The sequence below is a fragment of the Citricoccus sp. CH26A genome (genome assembly GCF_000224415.1).
Taxonomy (GTDB): domain Bacteria; phylum Actinomycetota; class Actinomycetes; order Actinomycetales; family Micrococcaceae; genus Citricoccus.
This window is the reverse complement of record NZ_AFXQ01000007.1, coordinates 76,580-93,749: the sequence shown is the minus strand read 5'-3', so window position 1 is coordinate 93,749 and position 17,170 is coordinate 76,580. Positions and strand designations below refer to the sequence as shown.

17 protein-coding genes are annotated in these 17,170 nt (G+C 71.4%); 9 read left to right on the top strand and 8 right to left on the bottom strand.

Translation table 11 applies throughout. From position 1 onward, the window contains the following. Positions 1–158: 158 nt before the first annotated feature. The gene (locus CITRI_RS0106420; RefSeq protein ID WP_083843344.1) at positions 159–1,553 is read left to right on the top strand and encodes an MFS transporter; all 1,395 of its coding nucleotides are present in this window, start codon (positions 159–161) and stop codon (positions 1,551–1,553) included. Positions 1,554–1,596: 43 nt separating this feature from the next. Here CITRI_RS0106420 and CITRI_RS16625 read toward each other — a convergent pair whose 3' ends face one another. Further along, the gene (locus CITRI_RS16625) at positions 1,597–1,932 is read right to left on the bottom strand and encodes a WhiB family transcriptional regulator (RefSeq protein WP_010143852.1); all 336 of its coding nucleotides are present in this window, start codon (positions 1,930–1,932) and stop codon (positions 1,597–1,599) included. A 696-nt stretch (positions 1,933–2,628) separates the two neighbouring features. On the opposite strand from CITRI_RS16625, the gene CITRI_RS0106405 reads away from it, so the two are divergent. Further along, on the top strand, positions 2,629–3,495 hold the full coding sequence (locus CITRI_RS0106405) for a metal-dependent hydrolase (protein ID WP_010143851.1): 867 nt from the start codon (positions 2,629–2,631) through the stop codon (positions 3,493–3,495). 91 nt (positions 3,496–3,586) lie between these two features. Here the strand turns inward: CITRI_RS0106405 and CITRI_RS0106400 are convergent, their stop codons facing one another. Further along, positions 3,587–3,832 carry a hypothetical protein gene (locus CITRI_RS0106400; protein ID WP_010143850.1) on the bottom strand — a complete coding sequence of 82 codons (246 nt, stop codon included), beginning with the start codon at positions 3,830–3,832 and terminating at the stop codon, positions 3,587–3,589. Between the two features lie 577 nt (positions 3,833–4,409). On the opposite strand from CITRI_RS0106400, the gene CITRI_RS19600 reads away from it, so the two are divergent. Continuing rightward, a complete protein-coding gene (locus CITRI_RS19600) occupies positions 4,410–5,090 on the top strand; it encodes an iron-containing redox enzyme family protein (RefSeq protein WP_157998907.1) in 681 nt (226 codons plus the stop codon). Next, on the top strand, positions 5,087–5,329 hold the full coding sequence (locus tag CITRI_RS0106390) for a CDGSH iron-sulfur domain-containing protein (protein ID WP_237709001.1): 243 nt from the start codon (positions 5,087–5,089) through the stop codon (positions 5,327–5,329). Before CITRI_RS19600 ends, CITRI_RS0106390 begins: the two co-directional genes overlap by 4 nt. Before the next feature lie 33 nt (positions 5,330–5,362). Here CITRI_RS0106390 and CITRI_RS0106385 read toward each other — a convergent pair whose 3' ends face one another. From CITRI_RS0106385 to CITRI_RS20590, 3 genes are all read right to left on the bottom strand, one after another. Continuing rightward, complete coding sequence (locus CITRI_RS0106385) at positions 5,363–6,010, bottom strand: class I SAM-dependent methyltransferase (protein ID WP_010143847.1); 648 nt, start codon at positions 6,008–6,010, stop codon at positions 5,363–5,365. A gap of 293 nt (positions 6,011–6,303) precedes the next feature. Beyond that, positions 6,304–6,891 (bottom strand): YdeI family protein, encoded by a 588-nt coding sequence (locus CITRI_RS0106380; RefSeq protein ID WP_010143846.1) that lies wholly within the window; start codon positions 6,889–6,891, stop codon positions 6,304–6,306. Positions 6,892–7,003: 112 nt separating this feature from the next. Continuing rightward, positions 7,004–8,872 carry an NAD(P)/FAD-dependent oxidoreductase gene (locus tag CITRI_RS20590; RefSeq protein WP_010143845.1) on the bottom strand — a complete coding sequence of 623 codons (1,869 nt, stop codon included), beginning with the start codon at positions 8,870–8,872 and terminating at the stop codon, positions 7,004–7,006. A gap of 180 nt (positions 8,873–9,052) precedes the next feature. Between CITRI_RS20590 and CITRI_RS0106370 the strand changes: the two genes are divergently transcribed. Next, positions 9,053–10,711 carry an AMP-binding protein gene (locus tag CITRI_RS0106370; RefSeq protein ID WP_010143844.1) on the top strand — a complete coding sequence of 553 codons (1,659 nt, stop codon included), beginning with the start codon at positions 9,053–9,055 and terminating at the stop codon, positions 10,709–10,711. Positions 10,712–10,766: 55 nt separating this feature from the next. Here the strand turns inward: CITRI_RS0106370 and CITRI_RS0106365 are convergent, their stop codons facing one another. Together CITRI_RS0106365 and CITRI_RS0106360 are read right to left on the bottom strand one after the other, a co-directional pair. Beyond that, positions 10,767–11,153 carry an ester cyclase gene (locus tag CITRI_RS0106365; protein WP_237709000.1) on the bottom strand — a complete coding sequence of 129 codons (387 nt, stop codon included), beginning with the start codon at positions 11,151–11,153 and terminating at the stop codon, positions 10,767–10,769. Positions 11,154–11,222: 69 nt separating this feature from the next. Beyond that, positions 11,223–12,062, bottom strand: coding sequence for an NAD(P)-dependent oxidoreductase (locus CITRI_RS0106360; protein WP_010143842.1), 840 nt, complete (start codon positions 12,060–12,062; stop codon positions 11,223–11,225). Positions 12,063–12,209: 147 nt separating this feature from the next. Between CITRI_RS0106360 and CITRI_RS0106355 the strand changes: the two genes are divergently transcribed. Continuing rightward, on the top strand, positions 12,210–12,974 hold the full coding sequence (locus CITRI_RS0106355) for a TIGR03084 family metal-binding protein (RefSeq protein ID WP_010143841.1): 765 nt from the start codon (positions 12,210–12,212) through the stop codon (positions 12,972–12,974). 151 nt (positions 12,975–13,125) lie between these two features. Then, positions 13,126–14,526: an NAD(P)-binding protein gene (locus CITRI_RS0106350; protein ID WP_040385838.1), complete on the top strand. Its 1,401-nt coding sequence runs from the start codon at positions 13,126–13,128 to the stop codon at positions 14,524–14,526. 52 nt (positions 14,527–14,578) lie between these two features. On the opposite strand, the gene CITRI_RS0106345 is transcribed toward CITRI_RS0106350, so the two are convergent. Beyond that, complete coding sequence (locus CITRI_RS0106345) at positions 14,579–15,061, bottom strand: ASCH domain-containing protein (protein WP_040385886.1); 483 nt, start codon at positions 15,059–15,061, stop codon at positions 14,579–14,581. A gap of 259 nt (positions 15,062–15,320) precedes the next feature. On the opposite strand from CITRI_RS0106345, the gene CITRI_RS16610 reads away from it, so the two are divergent. Together CITRI_RS16610 and CITRI_RS16605 are read left to right on the top strand one after the other, a co-directional pair. After that, complete coding sequence (locus CITRI_RS16610) at positions 15,321–16,046, top strand: SH3 domain-containing protein (RefSeq protein WP_083843342.1); 726 nt, start codon at positions 15,321–15,323, stop codon at positions 16,044–16,046. Next, on the top strand, positions 16,043–17,167 hold the full coding sequence (locus tag CITRI_RS16605) for a SpoIID/LytB domain-containing protein (protein WP_141565983.1): 1,125 nt from the start codon (positions 16,043–16,045) through the stop codon (positions 17,165–17,167). Before CITRI_RS16610 ends, CITRI_RS16605 begins: the two co-directional genes overlap by 4 nt. The last annotated feature ends 3 nt before the right edge of the window (positions 17,168–17,170 follow it).

Below are 17,170 nucleotides of genomic sequence, written 5' to 3'. Positions count from 1 at the left end.
TGGCAGAGGTGACCTGGCTCATACTATGCAGGCGCACCCCGCGGTCCCCGCACCGGCGCACCCGCCACGCGGCCCGTCCCTTGACGTGACTCGGGTCACATGCTTCCATCTATGCAACCTCGTTGCAAATCCTGCAACCTCAACCTGGGTGGTTACACATGATCCGAAACTCCTCCTCCGGCGCTGCCTCTCAACCCCTCACCAGCCAGCATCCCGGTTCCGGCACACCGGGCGACGACGCCCCCGATCTCTCCCTCAGCGGGCAGCCCCGCCCCGAGGAGATCCGTTCCACCCGACGCCGGGTGGTTGCCGCCAGCTTCATCGGCAACTTCGTCGAGTGGTTCGACTACGCCGTCTACGGCTATCTCGCGGTCACCATCACCGCGGTGTTCTTCCCCGAGTCCGATCCGCAGACCGGCCTCATGCTCACCTTCGCCCTGTTCGCGATCTCCTTCCTCGTCCGGCCCCTGGGCGGCTTCGTCTGGGGTCACCTCGGCGACCGCATCGGCCGGCGGACGGCCCTGTCCTGGTCGATTCTGCTGATGTCGCTGGCGACGTTCTGCATCGCCCTCATCCCCTCCTACGCGGCCATCGGGATCTGGGCGCCGATCATCCTGCTGCTGCTGCGGGTGGTCCAGGGATTCTCCGCCTCCGGCGAGTACGCCGGCGCCTCCGCCTTCCTGGTCGAGTACGCCCCGGCCAACCGGCGCGGTCTCTTCGGGGCCGTCGTCCCGGCCTCCACCGCCGCCGGCCTGCTCCTGGGCTCCCTCATCGCCGCGCTGCTCACGGGACTGCTCGACTCCCAGCAGATGAGCGACTGGGGCTGGCGACTGCCCTTCCTCCTGGCCGCGCCCATGGGCCTGATCGGCCGCTACATCCGCAACAAGCTGGAGGACACCCCGGTCTTCCGCGAGCTCGCCGAGGAGGATGAGGCCGTCAAGGCCCCCGTGAGCGACCTGTTCAGAAAGCACTGGCGGAGCCTGCTGGTGGCCTGCGGTGCCGTCCTGCTCAATGCCGTCGGCTTCTACGTCATCCTCAGCTACATGCCGACCTACCTCTCCCAGGAGATCGGCCTGAACGCCACCCTCTCCTACATCGCCACGACCGTGGCGCTGCTGACCTACATCGGGTTCATCTTCCTCACCGGCATGCTCTCGGACCGCTTCGGCCGGAAGAAGGTGCTGATCAGCGCCTCCATCCTGTTCATCGTGCTGACGATCCCGGCGTTCTCCCTGCTGGGCACCGGGAACTTCCTCGTGATCGTCCTCGTCCAGATCCTGCTCGGCGCCCTGCTGACCCTCAACGACGGCACCCTGCCCAGCTTCCTGGCCGAGATGTTCCCGACCAAGGTCCGTTATTCCGGCTTCGCGGTCAGCTTCAACCTCTCCAACGCTATCTTCGGCGGGACGGCGCCACTCGTGGCCACCTGGCTGATCGCCACCTCCGGCAGCGACCTGGCCCCGGGCTGGTACCTGATGGCGGCCGCCGCCGTCTCGTTCGTCGCCGTCGCCCTGGCGGCGGAGACCAGCCGCCAGCCGCTGCGGCACCGGTGACCGCCGCGGCGGCACCCTGACGTGCTGCCACGGGCCGCGCCGCTCACCCGGCCTTCGAGGTCGGTGTGTTGCGGCGCGGCTTCACCGGCCGCTGGTTCAGGCTGCGGGCCAGCTCCCGCCGCTGGACCGGGGTGGTCCCACCGCGGATGCCATACCGGCCGTGCAGGTCCACTCCCGTCTCCTGCGTCATCGCCTCCGCGAGGCACTCGCTGACCACGGGGCAGTCGTTGCAGATCGCCAGGGCCGCTTTCTTCTCCATGGGGTCCTTCGAGAAGAAGAGCTCGGTGTCACCCGGACCGCACTCGGCGTACAGCTTCCAGTCCCCCTCGGGCTTCCACCCCTCGGAGGGGTGCGCGGTGAGCGCGGTCAGCGGCGGCATCGGACCGCGGGGCAGGTCCCGCACCGGCCCGCGTGGCCCGGGAGCTATGGATGCCGGGCGGCCGGAGGCTGGGAGGCTGGGGATGGTGATGCCGGAGCCTGGGGTGCCGGGGGCTGTGACCTCGGCGTCCGCGACACCCAGCCCCGGGACGTCAGGCTCGGCGACACCCGGAGAGGGAACGCCGACCGCGCGGGCGCCTCGAGGAGTGACGCCCTGCGCGGGGACGCCCGAGCGGGCACCCCCTGGTGCCGGGCGGCCCCGGAACGCGTCCGCGGCGTCTCGGAGTGCGGGGTTCATGATGGCCATGACTGCGTCACCTTTTCTGTTCGAGCAGCGGCGAACCCCGAGCATGGTGGTGGCGGTGCTCGCCGCGGTCCGGGAACCGATGGGGTCGACGCCGGACCTGGGGTGGAAATCGACGGGTACATCTCGACGGTTACGCACGAATTACCGCTCCGGAGCCGAAAAGGTTGCAGGACACCTCCGGCGACTGTCCCCGACCGGTGGATGACACCGCGGATGACCACCCCCGCAGGGGTGTCCGCAGGACGCGGCCCCGCGACAACTAAACCCGTCCGTCCCCTGTGGTCAGATGTTGGATGCCGTCGGAACCGGCCCTCCGGTGCGGTCCCGAGGGCGTTCCGGGGTGCCGCCGTAGCGGCACCCCACCTGATCTGCGAGGAGGGGACCCCGCCCATGATGGGACCACATCACGCCGCCTGCGGTGCGGCGGCCTGGGTGCTGATCGCCGCCGACGGTGAGCTGCCGCTGGGGCCGCTGGCCGGCGTCGGGCTGTTCGGCACGGGCACCGAGGCGTTGCTGACGCTGCCGGAGTCCATCCCCCTGGGGTTCGGACTGCTGGGCGGGATTACGGACCTCGGGGTCCTGGCCGGGGCGATCGTCGCCGCCGGCGCCGCACTGCTGCCGGACGCCGACCACCGCCACGCCTCCATCGCCCACTCCCTGCCACCGGTCTCGGAGTGGTTGTGCCGCATCCTCGGCCGGGCCGCCGGTGGGCACCGCAACGGGACGCACTCGCTGCTGGGGATCGCCGCGTTCACCCTGATGGCGTGGCTGCTCTCCCGGATGACGCTGCCGACCGAGGCCGGCGCGTTGCAGCTGGGCGCCGGGATCGGGACGGTGCTGCTGTCCGCCTTCGCCGTGAAGGCACTGCGGTTCATGCCGGACCGGGCGCGCAGGGCCCCCTGGCTGGTGGGGATCCTGTGCGGGGCGCTGGTCACCGTGGGGCTCGGCGCGGAGAGCTCCTGGTTCGTGCTGGCGGTGGCAGTGGGCGTGGTGGTCCACGTCGCCGGGGACATGCTCACCGACGGCGGCTGCAACCTGCTGTGGCCCGTGCGCCTCCGGCGGCCACGGGAGCTGTCCCGGACACCGCTGGTGCGGGAGATGTGGAGCAGTGGCGGGCGGATGAAGCTGCCCGTGCTGGGCCCCACCGGGTCACGGCGTGAGTGGGCGGCGGCCACCCTGATCTCCGCGGTCGCCATGGTGGGCATGCTCAGTGCCGCGTGGGGCGTCGGCGTCCAGCTCCTCGGCCCCGCGCTCTGACGCATCCGGCCCTCCGCTCCCGGGCCGCGGCAGACCCCTAGGAGGCACCCCGCGGTAGGGCACCCTCGAACCGGGGTCCGCGCGGACCGGCCTAGCCGGCCTCCTCGGACAGCATCCGGCGGGCCTCTTCGAGCGCCCAGCCGGAATCCTTGTCCAGTTGCGCCAGGGCCAGCAGGTTCCCGATGCGCTGCTCCCGGCTGAGCTTGGCCGTCTCATCGGCGAGGTTGATCATCGTCAGCACGCGGGCGTGGGCACGGCGCCCCCGAGCCTTCGTGCGCGTGTCGTTCGCCTCGGTGTCCCGCAGGATCTCGAGTGCTTCCGCCAACAGGTTCTTCATGGTCCGGTCCCCCACCGTTGATCGTGAGCCATCAACCGTACCCGACGGCAGCCGAGGCGTCGTGGCCGGGGTCACACGGCGCAGTATTCCCCCACCCCTGGGGGACCCGTCCGGGGCCGGGATCGGTCCCGCCAGCACGCCCCGGGTGATGAGGCCCGCATCACTCACGGTAGATTCGGAACCGGCGGGTGACGGACACCCCGGCTACCCGCCGTCCTTAACACCGAGACGAGGATCTGGATGCACCGACCGATGTGCCAGCCCACTGCTCTGCCCCGGCCCGCCCTGCCCCGGACTGCACGGCGGGAGGTGGACCCATGCTGACCCCCACCGCGCGCGGCCCGCTCAGCGTGTGCGTCCTGGAGTCCCTGCGCACCGGGGACACCTCCCGGGCTGCCGATGCCCCGGACGCCGGCAGCCCCGAGGACGCGCAGATCACCCTGTGGGCCCTGTACGAACAGCACTACCGGGGCTTCGAGGACGTGGCGGGCGACCTGGAGTGGGACCCGCAGCTGATCGCGGTGCGACGGCGCCTCGAGCAGGACTTCGAGCGGGAGCTCCGCGCCCGGACCCCCGGGTGCCCGAGCCCGGGAACTTTGCCGAGGACTTCTTCGCGTTCGTCGCCGACCACGACGGCCCCTCGCTGGCGGCCCACATCCACCGCTCCGCGTCCGATGACCAGGTGCGCGAGTTCCTGCGCCACAAGTCGATCTACCACCTGAAGGAGTCGGACCACACCACCTGGGTCATCCCCCGCCTGTCCGACACCGTCAAGGCCGCCGTGATGGAGTTGCAGTACGACGAGTACGGCGGCGGCAACCCGCACCGGTTGCACGCCCACCTCTTCGCCCAGGGCCTGGCGGCCAGCGGCCTGTCGGCCGAGTACGGCGCGTACATCGACGAGGTCCCGGTCGAGGTCCTCGAGCAGAACAACGTGATGTCCCTGTTCGGGTTGAACCGGCGGCTCCGCGCGGCCTCGCTCGGGTTCCTCGCCGCCTTCGAGGCCACCAGCTCCTCGCCGTCGCGCAAGATCGCCGGCGGGCTGGAGCGCCTGGGCTTCCCGGCGGAGATGGTCGAGTACTACACCGAACACGTCGAGGCCGATGCGGTGCACGAGCAACTGGCCGTCCGCACGATCTGCGGGGCCCTGCTGGCCGAGGAGCCCTCCCTGCACGAGGACGTCTTCTTCGGGGCGTGGACCAGCCTGGACCAGGACGACCGCTACGCCCAGCGCATGCTCGGCGCGTGGACCTCATGAGCGAGGAACCGGGCAGGCTACCGGGCCAGGGACCGGGCATGACCCCGGGCCACCCGGACGTGATCTTCTGCCCGGGAGGCCCGATCCTGCTCCGAGGTGATCACGTGGTGCAGGACGAGGACGGCAACGAATACCAGACCACCCGGCCGGTCAGCGCCGTCTGCCGCTGCGGCGGCTCCGCCATCAAGCCGTGGTGCGACGGCACCCACAAGGTGATGCGCAGGCGCCCCGGCCGCTGACCGGCGCACTGGCTGAGCGGCTGGGCAGCCTGGTCAGCGGGTGAGCCGCACGACCACGCCGCGGTCGAAGACGCGGGTCTCGACCGCGCTGACCGCACCGTCGGACCGCTGCCCCGCATAGGCGGCGATCAGCTCGGCCTGGGCGGTGTTCCCGAGCTGGAGCAGCGCGGAACCGCCCCCGGTCAGGTGACCGACGATGAGGTCGGCGCACGTCCGCGCCAGGTCCAGGCCGTCGTCGCCGCCGTCGATCGCCAGGACGGGGTCCGCCGGGAACCGCGAGGTCTCCGCCGAGCGCACCCACGGCGGGTCCGCGATGATCAGTGGGAACAGTTCGTCCTCACCGAGCGCCTCGTCGATCCGGGCCAGCCGGAACTCGACGCGGGAACCCAGCCCGTTGGCGGCCGCATTCGCCACCGCGAACTCCCGGGCCACCGGATTGACGTCGACCATGACCAGGTCGCGGTCGCCCGCGCGCACGGCGCCCAGTCCGATATGCCCGACGCCGGCGCACAGTTCCAGCACCGGACCGGCGGGAGCGTCGGGGAGCAGCTCGGCCGCCCACTGTGACTGCGCCTCGGTCCACGGCCTGGGTTCGAGCACCCGGTGGTCGTAGGCGATGGAGAGCCCGCAGAAGGTCAGGCGGGAGTCCGCCGCCGGCGACGGGTCGGAAACCTGGTTCATCACGCCACCCGGGCGAAGTCGAGAGTGCTCATCCATCTCATGATGTCAGACCGGGTCGGCGCTCCCCACCGGGAACCCGACCCTGGCAGATCTCGACGGATCTCGGCGGATCTCGGCGGATCTCGGCGGATCTCGGCGGATCTCGGCGGATCTCACCGACCGTACCCACCGCGCCGACCAGGAATCATTCCAGGATGGACGCATCAGGCCGTCAGGGCCCGGGGAAATGTCCATCCTGGAATGAACCACTGCCTGAAGACGGGAGCGCCCCATCCTCTCCCCCTGGCAAGGCATCAACCCTGTTGCGGATACGGCGTCTCGCCGCGCTCCAGCATGCCGATCAGCTTCGCCACCCTGTTGGCACGGCTGGCCGGGCTCGGCGCGGTGAGGACCCGGTGCAGGACCGCGTACCTGTTCTGGCCGTTCAGGGCGGCGAAGGTCTCCGCGGCCCGCGGTGACTCCCCCAGGGCTACGGCCAGGTCCTCGGGCATCTCGACGGTCGCCGGGCCGGCATAGGCACGCTCCCACCGGCCGTCGGCCCTGGCGCGTTCGATCTCGGCCTGGCCGCGTGGTCGCATCCGGCCCGCCTCGGTGAGCGCCTGCACCTTGCCGATGTTGCGCTGCGACCAGAGCGAGGCCTTGCGCCGAGGGGTGAACCTCTGCCGGTAGGTCTGCGCGTCGACGGACTTCGCCTGCCCGTCGATCCAACCGCTGCACAGTGCCTCGTCGAGGGCCTGCGCATAGGTCAGGGACGTCGGCGCGGTGGTCCCCTTCTTGGCCAGCAGCAGCCAGACCCCGTCCGGTTCCGACTCGTGCTCGTCCAGCCAGGCCCGCCAGGCGGCGGCGTCCGGCACGATGAGCAGCTCCGGTTCTCTGGTCATGGTTCCTCCGCATCCTCCCACCAGGCCGCCTGGAGTGCGAGATCCCCCGCCAGGTTGACCTTCCCAGCGCACCCGGCCCGTTAGGCCCCGAGGGTCCGCGCGTAGGCTTCGATCATGGAGCGCACCGAGGACGGCCGGTACATCGTGGTGGACGGCCGCAAGTGGCGCGCCACCGACCCCGAGCTGCCCGAGGAGACCGCCGCCCGCCTGCGCTCGCACCTGGGCCGGGCGCGCTCGGCGGTGCGCACGGCCGGGGACGAGAGCGCGAAGCGGGCCGCCCGGGACCGGGTCCAGTTGGCGAAGGAGGGTCTCGGTGAGCGCGGTGACGCGTGGTGGGACCTCGAGGTGCCCCAGCGTCTCGACCGCGCCGAGGACCGGTTAGCTCACCTGGACCGCCTCGCCCCGTCCTGAACGATCCCGGCCTGCACAGTCTCGTCCTGGGCAGTCCTGTCCTGCCCCGCTCCGTCCTGCCCCGCTCCGTCCTGCCCCGCTCCGTCCAGAGTGGGTTGGGGGCCCGGGCCGTCCGGCTCCAGCGCAGCCCCTCCTCCAGGTCGGCGTGGCCGGTGGCCCAGCCGTCACGGACCACGTCCTGCGCCATCGCCCAGGGATACCGGTCGGTGGCACGGGGCATCAGGTGAGCGGCGCGGACGAGGTACCCGGAGCGGAGGTCCGCCATCAGCGGGTGGCCGGGGCCGATGCCGTCCGGCACCTCTGGGACCACCGAGTCCAGTCCGCGGTCCACGAGCCGGCGCAGCACGCGCGCGGTGAACCGAGCGGTCATGTCCGAGCGCAGGGTCCAGGACTGGTTGACGTAGCCGATGCAGAACGTCAGGTTCGGCACGCCGCTGAGCATCGCCCCGTAGTAGGCGTAGGACGTGGCCGGGTCGATGCCCACCCCGTCCACCGACGCCTCGATCCCGCCCAGCAACAGCACCCGCAGCCCGGTCGCGGTGACCACGAGATCGGCATCTACGACCCGGCCGTCGGCCAGCCGCACCCCCTCGGGCACGAAGCGCTCGACCTCCCCGGTCACGACGCCGGCCCGCCCGGCCCGGATGGCCGCGTACAGGTCCCCGTGCGGGGCCACGCACAAGCGCTGCTCCCAGGGGTCGTAGGGCGGGGTGAAGTGCTCGTCGACGAGGGCCTCGGACCCGGTGGCCGCGACGGCGTGACGCCTCAGCACGGAGCGCATCAGCCGCGGGGCCCTGCGGCAGGCGCGGTAGAAGCCCCATTGCATCGCGGCGTTCCTCGCGCGCATCACCCGGTGCGCCGCCGTCGGGGGCAGGAGACGGCGGGCCAGTCCCGCCAGCGGGTCCCGGCGCGGCAGGCCCGGCACGTAACCGGGCGTGCGCTGGAGCATGGTCACCTGCGCGCCGGCGTCGGCGAGCGCGGGGACCAGGGACACGGCGGTGGCCCCGGAGCCGATGACCGCGATCCGGCGGCCGGCGAGTTCGAGGTCCTGCGGCCAGTGCTGCGGGTGCACGACGGTGCCGGTGAAGTCCTCGACCCCGTCGAAGCCGGGATCGTGGGGGTGCTCGGCGTCGTAGTACCCCGTGCAGGCGACCAGGAAGCGGGCCGTGTACCGCTCGGGTTGTCCACCGGCCGTCCCGGCGCGCACCGCCCGGACGTGCCAGCGGGCTTCGTCGGTGGAGAAGTCCGCGGCGGTGACCCGGGTGTCAAGCTGGATGTGTTCGCGCAGCCCCGCGTCCTGGACGACCTGCTGCAGGTACTGCCGGACCTGCTCACCACTGGCGATCGTGTCCCGGCCGGTCCACGGGTGGAAGGGGAAGGTCAGCGTGTACACGTCCGAGTCCGAGCGCACGCCCGGGTAGCGGAACAGGTCCCACGTGCCACCGATCTCCCCGCGCGCCTCGAGGACGCGGACGGACAGCTCGGGGCAGGCCTCGCGGATCCGGTAGGCGGCGTTGACGCCGGAGAGTCCGGCGCCGATGATCAGCACGTCCACGGGTTCGGAGGTCATGGATCCATCTTCCCCGCCCCGGCCCACCCTGTCCTGCGGTCCCGTCCCGGGCCCCTGACCGGCGGGTCTGAATCGGCGGGGTCTGATTCGGCAGGGTCTAGACCGGTTAGCGGTCAGTAACTAAACTGGCCGACGTCGCACCACTGTGATGCAGCTCACCGCAACGCCAGGAGATCGTCCATGACCACTCAGCCGACCGCCGCACCCTCCCAGGACCAGGGCCCGACCGACACTCCCCTGCTGGAGGAGACCATCGGGCAGAACCTGGCGCGCACCGTCGAGCGGTTCGGCGAGCGCGACGCGCTCGTGGAGGTCCAGACCGGCCGGCGCTGGAGCTACGCGGAGTTCGCGGCCGACGTCGCGCGACTGGCCACCGGACTGCTGGAGGCCGGGATCCGGACCGGGGACCGCGTGGGGATCTGGGCGCCGAACGTGGCGGAGTGGACGCTGGTGCAGTACGCCACGGCGCAGATCGGCGCGATCCTGGTCAACATCAACCCGGCCTACCGGCGCGACGAGCTGCAGTACGCGCTGACGACGTCGGGCATCCGCACGGTGATCGCGGCATCCTCCTTCAAGACTTCCGACTACGAGCGGATGCTGGCCGACGTCCGGGACGACTGCCCCGAGCTCCGGGACGTGGTCATCCTCGGCACCCCGGAGTGGGAGGGCCTGGCCGGTGCAACCGCGGACGAGGACCGGCTGGCGAAGGTCGCGGCGGACCTCAGCCCGGACGACCCGATCAACATCCAGTACACCTCTGGCACCACCGGGTTCCCCAAGGGCGCGACGCTCACGCACCGGAACATCCTCAACAACGGGTACTTCGACGGCGAACGCGTGGAGTACACCGAGGCCGACCGCATCTGCATCCCCGTGCCCTTCTACCACTGCTTCGGGATGGTCATCGGCAACCTGGCGGCCACCACCCACGGCGCGGCCATGGTCATCCCCGCCCCCGGCTTCGACCCCGCCGCGACCCTGCACGCCGTGGCCACCGAGAAGTGCACGTCCCTGTACGGGGTGCCGACCATGTTCATCGCCGAACTGGGGCTGCCGGACTTCGAGTCCTACGACCTCTCCAGCCTGCGCACCGGTGTCATGGCCGGTTCGCCGTGCCCGGAGTCGGTGATGCGCCAGGTGATCGAGCAGATGAACATGACGGACGTGACCATCTGCTACGGCATGACGGAGACCTCGCCGGTCTCGATCCAGAGCTCGACGTCGGACAGCCTGGAGCGGCGGGTCAGCACCGTCGGGCGGGTGGGCGCCCACCTGAGGATCCGGGTCGTGGACCCGGCCACGGGTGAGGTCGTGCCCCGCGGCCAGGCCGGGGAGCTGCAGACCCAGGGCTACGCCGTGATGAAGGGGTACTGGAACGACCCCGAGCGGACCGCCGAGGCGATCGACGCAGAGGGCTGGATGCACACCGGGGATCTCGGGGTGATGGACGAGGAGGGTTACGTGCGGATCACCGGCCGGATCAAGGACATGGTGATCCGCGGCGGGGAGAACATCTACCCGCGCGAGATCGAGGAGTTCCTCTACACGCATCCGGACATCATCGACGCGCAGGTCGTCGGCGTCCCGGACGAGAAGTACGGCGAGGAGCTCATCGCCTGGATCCGCATCCGCGAGGGGGCCGATGCCCCCACGGCCGAGTCCCTGCGCGAGTACTGCTCGGGCCGGATCGCGCACTACAAGATCCCGCGCTACGTGAGGGTGATCGAGGAGTTCCCCATGACCGTCACCGGCAAGGTGCGCAAGGTCGACCTGCGGGAGCAGGCCATGGAGTTACTGGCCGGGGAGCGCGTGGGGACCGAGACGGCGCGGAGCTGACCCGCCCGGTCCCCTGTGCCGGCACCGCCTCGGGCCGCGTCCGCGGAGCGGCCGGTTACGGCGCCGGCCTGCCGAGCTGGGTGAGCAGCTCTATCGTGTCCACCACCCCGGAGTACTCCGCGATCCGCCCGTCCGCGACGCGGTACATCGCGAACTCGGCGACGTTGACGTGCCTCCGCGTCGGCGCGATGCCCCGGAACGCGCCCCGGTGTGTACCGTTCCCCCGCACGTGCACGGCGAGACGGTCCTCCTCCACGATGAGCTGGATGCGGCGCCACCGCCAGTCGGGAAAGGCCTGGAAGAGGTCGGCCACGTCGGCCACCCACGCATCGGCCCCGCCCGGCAGGTGCGCCCGCCGCACCGAGGGGTCCACGAACGACCGGATGGCCTCGAGGTCGTGCCGGTTGCACGCCTCGAGGTACTCGGCGTACCACTCACGCATCTCCCACGGCTCCATCCGGCCATTATCCGCGGCGCTCACCCCGCCGGCGGCCCGGCCCGGACGTCACCGTCATTCGTCCAGGAAAATGTCCCGCTCGAGGGTCTGCTCCGGGCCGCCGTAGTGGGAGAGGTCGGTGACCCCGGCCTCGGCGAGTACCTCGTCGTCGATGAAGAAGTGGCCCGTGCACTCGCGCGGGTCCCGGGTGAGGATCTCGTGCGCGGCGTCGGCCATGATCTCCGGGATCCGGCTGCGGGCCACCACCTCCTCGCCCCCGAGCAGGTTGCGCACCGCGGCGGTGGCGATCGTCGTGCGCGGCCAGAGGCTGTTGGCGGCGATCCCCTGGTCCCGGAGTTCCTCGGCCAGGCCCAGGGTCACCAGGGACATCCCGTACTTGGCGATCGTGTACCCCAGGTGCCTGCCGGCCCACTGCGGGTTCAGGTTCAGCGGGGGGCTCAGCGTGAGGATGTGGGCGGCTCCGGACCGGCCCAGGTGCGGCAGCGCGGTCTTCGACAGCAGGAACGAGCCGCGGGTGTTGATGTCCTGCATCAGGTCGTACCTCTTCATCGGCAGGTCCGGGGTCTTCGACAGGTCGATGGCGCTGGCGTTGTTCACCACGATGTCGATCCCGCCGAAGCGTTCCACGGTGCGGGCCACGGCCTGTGCCACCGAGGCCTCGTCCCGGACGTCGCCGACGATCGGCAGTGCCTGCCCGCCGGCCGCCTCGATGGCCGCGGCCGCCGTGTGGATGGTGCCCTCGAGCTTGGGGTGCGGCCTCTCGGTCTTGGCCAGCAGGGCCACGTTGGCCCCGTCCTGGGCCGCGCGCACCGCGATGGCCAGGCCGATGCCCCGGCTGCCTCCGGACATGAGGATCGTGCGGCCGGACAGGGTGCGGTGCGTGGAGTCGGTCATGGAATTCCTTCGTCGGAGGTGTGGACGGACGGCGGAGGGGGTGAGACGGCCCGGGGCCGGTGGATCCGGCGCGGGCTGGGACGGATGGTGCACGTCACACCAGCGTACGCACGCCGGGTACGGTGCCGTCCGTGCGACGATGCGGACATGACGTCTATCGCCGCGGCCTTCCGCGCAGAAGCCGAGGACCTCGACACCCTGGTGGCCGGGCTGGACGAGACCGGCTGGCGCCGGGACACTCCCGCCGCCGGCTGGACCATCGCCCACCAGATCGGGCACCTGGCCTGGACCGACGAGGTGACGCTCCTGGCCCTGACCGACCCCGGTGCCTTCGCCGAGCACGCGGCGACGGTGAAGCAGGACGTCCATCACGTGAGCGAGGCCGCATCCGAGCATGCCGCACGGGACCGGGCCCGGTTGCTGGCCGCCTGGCGTGAGGGGCGCAGTCGCGTCGCCGATGCCCTGGACGCGGCCGATCCCGCCTCGACGGTGCCGTGGTTCGGCCCGCCCATGCGGCCACGGTCCATGGCGACCGCCCGGCTGATGGAGACATGGGCCCACGGCCAGGACGTCGCCGACGCCCTGGGTGTGCGGCGCGTGCCGACCGACCGGCTCCGGGATGTCTGTCACCTCGGCGTGCGCACCCGCGACTTCGCCTTCCGCATCAATGGCCTGGAACCGCCCGCCGGCGAATTCCGCATCGAGCTCACCGCGCCCTCCGGACAGACCTGGAACTGGGGGCCGGAGGACGCCACCGGACGCGTCACGGGGAGCGCCGAGGACTTCTGCCTGGTCGTCGCCCAGCGCCGGGACCACCAGGAGACCTCGCTGGTCGCCGAGGGCCCCGCGGCGCAGCAGTGGCTGCCGATCGCGCAGGTGTTCGCCGGCCCGCCGCGCGGCCAGCGCGGCTAGCTCGACCAGCGCGGCCAGCGCGGCCAGTGCGGCCAGCGCGCGAAGGCCGACTGAGGAGCCGACTGAGGAGCAGGGCGCACCGGTTCGGATCGACACGCGCGGGGGTTCCCCGCACATTGACCGGTCTGCCCCGGAGGCAGAGAATTTCCCCATGGACGCTGTGATTGCCGCCGACTACCTGGTGGTCGGTGCAGGCGCCAGCGGGATGGCCTTCGTTGACGCCCTGATCGACCACGCCACGGTCCACGTGGTCATGGTGGACCGACGGCACGGTGTCGGCGGGCACTGGCTCGACGCCTATCCCTTCGTCCGGCTCCACCAGGCCTCGCTCTTCTACGGGGTGGCCTCGGCCCGGCTCGGCGAGGGGCGCATCCAGAACACCGGCCCCGAGGCCGGGCTGCACGAACGGGCCACCGCACCGGAGATCTGCGCCTACTACGTCCGCGTCCTGCAGCGGATGCTCGACTCCGGCAAGGTGGAGTTCCATCCGGGCTGCGAGTACCTCGGCGACCACACGTTCGTCTCCCGGGTCTCCGGCCGCCGGTTCGCGGTCGCGGACACCGCGCGCATCGTCACCACCGATTACCTCGGCCCCGACATCCCGGCCACCACGCCGCCGCCCTTCGGGGTCGACGCCGGGGCCCGGGTCATCCCGGTCAACGACCTCGTGAAGGTGACGGAGGCACCCGGCCGGTATGTCGTCGTCGGGTCCGGGAAGACCGCGACGGACGCGTGCATGTGGCTCCTGGGCAACGACGTGGACCCCGGGGCGATCTGCTGGGTGCGGTCCCGCGAACCCTGGATGATCAACCGCGCCGCCCTGCAGCCGGACCCGGTGGTCTTCTACCGCTCGGCCGGGGACATCATGGCCGCGGGAGCCGCCGCGTCCTCCCCCGACGACCTGTTCCTGCGGCTCGAGGACGCGGGCGTGATGGTGCGCATCGACGAGTCAGTGACTCCGACCATGGCGAAGACCCCGACCATCGGGCAGTGGGAGGTGGACCGATTGCGCACCATCGAGGACGTCGTGCGGCGCGGTCACCTCCGGCACGTGGCCCCCGGGGTCCTGCACTTCGACTCCGGGGACGTCCGGGTGCCCGCGGACAGCATCGTGGTGCACTGCGCCGCCTCCGGGCTGAAGTACGCCCCCGTGGTGCCGATCTGGCAACGCCATGCCATCACCCTGCAGCCGGTCCGCGCGGGCTTCCCCTGCTTCGGCGCCGCCATCACCGGTTACGTCGAGGCCACCCGCGACGACGACGAGGAGAAGAACAGCGTCTGCCTGCCCTCGCCCCTGCCGGACACCCCGACGAGCTGGGCCCGCATGCAGGTCCTGGGCGGCCGCGCGGCCGCGTCATTCGCCTGCGAACCGGACATCAAGGCGTGGTCGGAACGCACCACCCTGAACCCGACCCGGATCCCGCCGGAGAGGGCGGGCGAAGCCGCCGTGCAGGCGGCTGCCGCCCGCTTCCGCGCGCACCTCGGGCCGGGGCTGGCGCGGATGGCGGAGCTGGCCGGCATGAGGGAGTACGCCGGCCCGGCCGCGGCCTGACCCCGCCCACGGGCCGTCGGCCGGTGGACGGCCGGCGCGTACCGCACGGCCCCTACGACGCGCGGCTTGCAGGCTCGGCGTGCAGCAGCCGGAACCGTTCGCAGACCACCGGCATGGTGGGCTCGAAGCCACGAGGGTTCTCGGAGTGGTCCCGCCAGTAGCGCTCATGGATCGCACGCCAGGCGCGCAGCGTCCGGTCGCCCTCCCCCTCGGAGCGGGCGTGGTCCTCGTCGACCTCGTCGAACGGGACGATGACCACCTCCGTGGTCTCCAGGACCGCGCGCGGCCGGCCCGCGCCGTCGAGGATGGTGCTCAGCTCGCCCGGTTGCGGGACGGGCTCCCCGGTGGCCTCGTGGTCCCAGAGCGAGGAGGCGGTCCCGGTCTTCGTGCCGGCCAGCACCAGCTCGAGCAGTCCGTCCGCGTGCGCCGGGGTGGCCCCGAAGGCCCAGGCCTGCGGCAACCCGACCGGCAGCGCGGGCGATGCGGCGCGGGCGCGGTCCCAGAAGGAGGACAGCGGGTCATCGGGTCCTGTCACGTCCACCAGGGTAGTGGCGTCCCCTGCGATCGGGATGGAACGGGTCCGTCCGCAGCCAGGCACAGGTCGCAAGTTCCGTCTGACCTGCACGGTTGACCGCCGCCGGCCGGTAACACGCATAGACACCGTGGTCCCTCGCCTCGTCCCCCACGGGCCGTGACCTGGCGCGACACCACGACACTGCCGCCACGGCAGTGGCACCTTCACGTCCGGCCTCCGGCGCGCCCGCGCGCCCAGCACGAAACGAGAACGCACCTTGATGACGACACGACATCGTGCCGTGGCCCGCGCCGCCACCGCCGTGGCCGCACTGGCCCTGACCTTCACCGGGCTTCCGGCCCATGCCGCCCCGGCCACCGCCGTACCCGCCGCGACCATCGTGGCCCCCGCCGCCGTGACATCGGCCGGGGTGGTCTATCGAACCAAGAACGCGGTGAACCTGCGCCTGGCGGCCAGCTCCACGCAGAAGGTCGTGCGCAGACTGGCCAAGGGCGCCACCGTCACCACCACCGGCAAGACCAGCGGGACCTGGCTGAAGGTCAGGTCCGGCACCGCCACCGGCTGGATCCAGTCCGGACACCTCACCAAGGTCACCACGGCCACCAAGCCCGCAGCCAAGCCGGCGCCCCCTGTGATCACCGCCGGGGTGATGCACCGTACAAAGGTGGCCGTGAACCTGCGCCTGGCGGCCAGTTCCACACAGAGAATCGTGCGCAGGCTCGCCCAGGGCGAGGAGGTCGTCACGACCGGCAAGAGCAGCGGGACCTGGCTGAAGGTCACCGTCGGCGGGATCCCAGGCTGGGTCCAGTCCGGTCACCTGACCAGGATCGGTCCCGTCGCCACCCCCACGCCTGTGCCGAAACCGGCCCCGACCCCCACCCCCAAACCGACCCCACCCCCAGACCGACCCCCACTCCGGCTCCCGTGCCGATCCCGGCCTCGTTCACCGTTACCGGTTCCGGCTGGGGTCACGGTGTGGGGATGAGCCAGTACGGGGCACGCGCCATGGCCGCCGGTGGATTTACCGCGGCCCAGATCCTGAACTACTACTACCGCCCGGCCGTCGTCTCCGATTCCTCCCACCGGGCCGCCGAGAACATCAAGGTCCACCTGACCTCCGTCACGTCTGCGACCCTCGGCGCCAGGACCCTCTCCGGGACCACCGGCTGGCTGCGCGTGCACGCCGGGGACACCCCCCTCACCTCCAACACCGGCACGGTCACCCTCTCCGTCTCGGGCGGCAAGGTCGTGGCCACCCTGCCCACAGGTATCAAGAAGACCGCCTCCAGGATCGACGTCGAGTGGCCCGGCACCACGCCGTTCCCCGGTGCTCCGACCACCGTGCGCGTGCCGAAGGCGAATGGTGCCGCCGGAACCCTGGAACTGCGGCACGGCAAACTCACCGTCACTGTCATCGGCGGCAAGCTCAACATCGTCAACGAGCTGCGCATGACCGACGAATACCTCTACGGCCTGGCTGAGATGCCCTCCTCCTGGCCGGCGGCCGCCCTGCAGTCCCAGGCCATCGCCTCCCGGTCCTACGCCCTGCGCAACATGAGCGGGGTAAAGACCGCCTGTGACTGCAACGTGTGGGACGAGGTGAAGTCCCAGAAGTTCACCGGTTGGGGCAAGGAGAACGAGCGCTCCGGCTCCACCCACTGGGGTTCACGCTGGACGGCCGCGGTGGACGCCACCATCAGCCGCAACGCCGTCGGAACCCCGGTCAGGGCCAAGAGCCTCTGGTACGGCGGGGTAGTGGCTGATGCCACCTACTACTCCGCCAACGGCGGCCACACCCGCAACTCCCAGGACGTGTGGGTCTCCGCGGTGCCGTACCTGACCGCCCGACCGGATCCCTACTCGCTGTCCGCATCGGCACACAACCCGAACGCGGCCTGGACCGCCACCGTCACCCAGGCGCAGTTGACCAAGGCCTTCGGGGTCAAGGACATCGTGAGGGTGTCCATCGAGCAGGGGACAGACCTGACCCCCGTGTCGCTGACCGCCGTCACCGCGACCGGCAAGACCGTGACCATCACCGGCAAGGCGTTCCGGGCCGCGGTACCGCTGAAGGCCGCCTGGCTGCGGGAGTTCGTCCCCCGGTAAGGT